Source organism: uncultured Gemmiger sp. (genome assembly GCA_944388105.1).
Classification (GTDB): domain Bacteria; phylum Bacillota; class Clostridia; order Oscillospirales; family Ruminococcaceae; genus Gemmiger.
Genome location: CALXHN010000149.1, coordinates 1 through 3,529, shown reverse-complemented (window position 1 = coordinate 3,529; position 3,529 = coordinate 1). Strand labels below are relative to the sequence as shown.

The following is a 3,529-nucleotide window of genomic DNA, read 5'->3' as shown; positions in this document are numbered from 1 at the left end:
ACGGCCATCAGCATGTACCCCAAGCTGATGGAGAAAGAGGGACTGAGCTTTGCGGCGCTGGCGGACCGGCTGATCCACCTGGCGCTGACCAAGCGGAAGGGAGCCTATTGATGGATACACGGCCCATCGGTGTGTTTGACAGCGGCCTGGGCGGCCTGACCGCCGTGCGCCAGCTGCGCCGGGTGCTGCCCGGTGAGGACATCATCTATTTCGGGGATACCGGCCGGGTGCCCTACGGCAGCCGCGGCCGCCAGACCATCCTGCAGTATGCCCGACAGGACATCCGGTTCCTGCTGAGCCAGAACGTGAAGTTTCTCATGGCTGCCTGCGGAACCGTCTCCTCCACCTATCCTTCGGAGGAAGCATCCCGCCTGCCCGTGCCCTACACCGGCGTGGTGGGGGCGGCGGCCCGCAAGGCCGTGACCCTGACCCGCAACCACAAGGTGGGGGTCATCGGCACGGCGGCCACCATCCGCAGCGGCTCCTACGCGGCGCTGCTCCGGGACCTGATGCCGGACATCCAGATCACCGCCAAGGCCTGCCCGCTCTTTGTACCCCTGGTGGAGAGCGGCCATGTGACCGACGGCGACCCGGTGACCACCCTGGTCATTGAACAGTATCTGACCGAGCTGCGGGACGCCGGGGTGGACACCCTGATCCTGGGCTGCACCCACTATCCCCTGCTGAAAAAGATGATCGGGGATTTCATGGGGGCGGAGGTGGCCCTCATCGACCCGGGCAAGGTCACGGCCATCGAGACCGCCGCCGCCCTGGACGATCTGGGGCTGACCAACGGCCGCAGCGAAGGGGGCCGGGTGCGCTACTATGTGAGCGATACCCCCGAGGCCTTCCAGGAACTGGAGACCCTGTTCCTGGGCGAGTACGCCGGCGGTCCGGTGGAACAGATCGCCATCGAGACCTACTGACCGCACTGACCGCACTGACCACTATACTATATAAGGATACGAAAGAACATGCAGGACAATTACCTGATCACCATCCGCGGCACCATGCAGCAGAATGGCGAGGAGGACAGCGTGGAGCTGATGACCCGGGGCAAGTTCACCCAGCGGGGCTCCGCCTATTACATTGTATATGAAGAGACCGAGGCCACCGGTTATGCGGGCTGCACCACCACCGTCAAGGCCACCCTGGACGGCCAGCAGGTGGTGATGACCCGGTTCGGCAAGGTGCCCAGCCAGCTGGTCATTGAAAAGGGCATCCGCCACATCTGCCACTATGAGACGGGCTACGGGTCCATCTCCCTGGGGGTGGCGGCCGACGTGATCGAGCTGCTGCTGGATGAGAACGGCGGCCGGCTGAAGTTCAGCTACACCCTGGATTCCGGGGGCGAGAACTTCATCAGCCGCAATCTGGTGGACATCACGGTGGAACAGCTGCCCACCGAAGTGGAAGAATAAGGGTATTCCGGTTTTTTGGATTTTTTGAGTGAAAACGGAGGTTTCAAACATGAAGTACGAACACTACAACCCCCGCCAGGCCGCCCTGGACGCGGCCCGCGGTCTGCTGCAGAATGCCGCCGAAGCCGCGATGGGATCCGGCGCGCTGCCCCGCGCCGAACTGCCCGCCTACATTGTGGAGATCCCGGCGGACGTGAAGAACGGCGACGTGGCCTGCAACCTGGCCATGGCCGGTGCGCGTGTGTTCCATAAAGCCCCCCGGCAGATCGCCGAGGCCATCGTGGGCTGCCTTGATCTGGCCGGCTCCCCCTTTGACCGGGCGGAGATCGCCGGCCCCGGCTTCATCAACCTGTACCTGGGCACCGGCTGGTTCACCGACGTGGTCCGTGCCGCCTGCTCCGAGCCGGAATACGGCCGCACCGAGGCCGGCGCCGGCAAGAAGTACAATGTGGAGTTTGTTTCCGCCAACCCCACCGGCCCCATGCACATGGGCAACGCCCGGGGCGGCGCTCTGGGCGACTGTCTGGCCGCCTGCCTGGACTGGGCCGGCTACGACGTGACCCGGGAGTTCTACATCAACGACGCGGGCAACCAGATCCAGAAGTTCGGCAAGAGTCTGGCCATCCGGTACCTGCAGCTGTTCAAGGGGGAGGAAGCCTGCCCCCTGCCCCAGGAATGCTATCAGGGCGCCGACATCATCGAGCATGCCAAGAACTTTGCCGCCCAGCACGGCGACGCCTATGTGAACGCCGATTTTGAGGAACTGAAGCAGGCCATCACCGACTACGCCCTGCCCAAGAACATCGAAGGGCTGCAGCGGGACCTGGGCAAGTACCGCATCACCTACGATGTGTGGTTCCATGAGAGCACCCTGCACGAGTCCGGCGCGGTGAAGGCCGTGGTGGACAAGCTGCTGGAGTCCGGCGCCTGCTACAAGGCCGAGGACGGCGCCATCATGTACAAGAGCGCCCAGTTTGCCGCCAAGTACGGCGTGGCCAACAAGCGCAAGACCACCGACGGCACCGAGGAGGAAGCCAAGGACGAGGTGCTGGTGCGCGCCAACGGCATTCCCACCTACTTTGCCGCCGACATCGCCTACCATTACAACAAGCTGGCGGTGCGGGGCTTTGACAAGGCCATCGACGTGTGGGGCGCCGACCACCACGGCCATGTGGCCCGCATGAAGGGCGCCATGGACGCCGTGGGCCTGGACGGCAGCCGTCTGGACGTGGTGCTCATGCAGATGGTCAACCTGATGCGGGACGGCAAGCCCGTCCGGATGTCCAAGCGCACCGGCAAGGCCATTACCCTCACCGACCTGCTGGACGAGGTGCCCATCGATTCCGCCCGCTTCTTCTTCAACCAGCGGGAAAGCACCTCCACCCTGGACTTTGACCTGGACCTGGCCGTGCGCAACGACAGCGAAAACCCGGTGTACTATGTACAGTACGCCCACGCCCGCATCTGCTCCATCCTGAAGAAGCTGGAGAGTGAGGGCATCACCTTCCGGGGCATGGAGGCCGTGGACGCCGCCGTGCTCACCGACCCCAGCGAACTGGCCCTGATCCGTCTGCTGGCCGCCTTCCCCGCCGAGATCGCCGCCGCGGCTGAAAAATACGACCCGGCCCGTATCACCCGCTTTGTCATTGATCTGGCCAGCGCCTTCCACCGCTTCTACAACTCCTGCCGCATCCTGGGCGCCGAGGACCAGGTACTGCAGGGCCGCATTGCCCTGTGTCTGGCCGTGCGCGGTGTGATCCGCAACGTCCTGACCATGTTCAAGATCAGCGCCCCCGAAAGCATGTAAATTCTTCCGGCGGGCCCTGCCGCCGGCGGATGTATAAAAGTGAAGGAGGATCTCCCCATGAAGACTTGTCCCCGCTGCGGCGCCACCTGCGCCGACAATGACCGCTTCTGTCCCAACTGCGGCAATCCCATGCCCGAACACACCGATTCCGCCCAAGCAGACGCCCAGGGGCCCCACTACGAGCAGCCCCGCTATGAACAGAGTCCCGTCTACCAGGGCGGCGACCGCCGCCCGCCCCGCAGCGTTGCTCTGGCCATCGTGCTCAGCATCATCACCTGCGGCATCTACGGCATCTACTGGT

Annotated in this window: 4 protein-coding genes; all 4 read left to right on the top strand. The window is 64.3% G+C overall.

Features of this window, described 5'->3' with window-relative positions; all coding sequences use genetic code 11:
* The first annotated feature begins 110 nt into the window (after nucleotides 1–110).
* A complete protein-coding gene (gene murI / locus Q0K17_RS10880; RefSeq protein ID WP_294542931.1) occupies nucleotides 111–926 on the top strand; it encodes a glutamate racemase in 816 nt (271 codons plus the stop codon).
* A gap of 48 nt (nucleotides 927–974) precedes the next feature.
* Nucleotides 975–1,421, top strand: a complete 447-nt coding sequence (locus tag Q0K17_RS10875; RefSeq protein ID WP_294542930.1) for a DUF1934 domain-containing protein — start codon at nucleotides 975–977, stop codon at nucleotides 1,419–1,421.
* 49 nt (nucleotides 1,422–1,470) lie between these two features.
* Nucleotides 1,471–3,228: an arginine--tRNA ligase gene (gene argS, locus Q0K17_RS10870; RefSeq protein WP_294542929.1), complete on the top strand. Its 1,758-nt coding sequence runs from the start codon at nucleotides 1,471–1,473 to the stop codon at nucleotides 3,226–3,228.
* Between the two features lie 57 nt (nucleotides 3,229–3,285).
* Nucleotides 3,286–3,529 (top strand): DUF4234 domain-containing protein (locus Q0K17_RS10865; protein ID WP_294542928.1); only part of this gene is annotated, 244 nt, incomplete at its 3' end.